The organism is Neiella marina (genome assembly GCF_002165625.1).
Lineage (GTDB): Bacteria > Pseudomonadota > Gammaproteobacteria > Enterobacterales > Neiellaceae > Neiella > Neiella marina.
On record NZ_NGNS01000051.1, the window covers coordinates 1 to 809 of the forward strand.

The 809-nt window shown below is 46.8% G+C and carries 1 protein-coding gene; it reads left to right on the forward strand.

Annotation, left to right across the window (positions count from 1 at the left end; all coding sequences use genetic code 11):
- On the forward strand, positions 1 to 776 hold a 776-nt coding region (locus CBE68_RS18605; RefSeq protein ID WP_143824630.1), incomplete at its 5' end, for an IS3 family transposase.
- Positions 777 to 809: the final 33 nt, after the last annotated feature.

The following is an 809-nucleotide window of genomic DNA, read 5'->3' on the forward strand; positions in this document are numbered from 1 at the left end:
TCACTCGCTATCAATGCCGTATGCAGCAACTAGAGCCGGTTAAAACAATGGTCCAAGAGCTTCGGCGCTTTATGCCACGACTTGGTACGCGCAAACTCTATTACCTGCTCAAGCCGAAGTTGGTACAGCTCGGTATCAAGCTCGGGCGCGATGGCCTGTTTGATTACTTGCGTCATCACAAGATGCTGGTTAAACCGAAAACAAACTACACCAAAACAACACACAGCAAGCACTGGATGATGAAGCACCCAAATCTTGTTCAAGACATTCGACTCAGTCGGCCAGAGCAAGTCTATGCCAGTGACATCACCTATGTGCAGAGCGATGAAGGGGTCCATTACTTATCGCTCACAACAGATGCCTACAGTCGAAAAATAATGGGTTATGAACTCAGCCGAGAGATGAAAGCGACCGATGTTGTCAAGGCGCTTAAAATGTCGATAAAGGCCAGGCAAAGCGATGAGCCATTGATACATCACTCCGATAGAGGTTCACAATATTGCTCAGCTCACTATCAAGCCGAGTTACAACAACACGGCATAACACCATCAATGACCGATGGTTATGACTGCTACCAAAATGCATTAGCAGAGCGAGTGAATGGCATTCTCAAGCAAGAGTTTTTATTGCATCAGTGCCAGAGCTTTGCGGAGCTAAAACAGCTGGTGAAAGAATCTGTCACTATCTACAATCAGCTCAGGCCGCACTTGAGCCTTGGCATGAAAACGCCAGAAGAAGTGCACAAAAAAGCCAGCGTTGGAGGAACGCTGGCTTAATCAAAAACCGTCAACTTATTTTAGGACGGCACA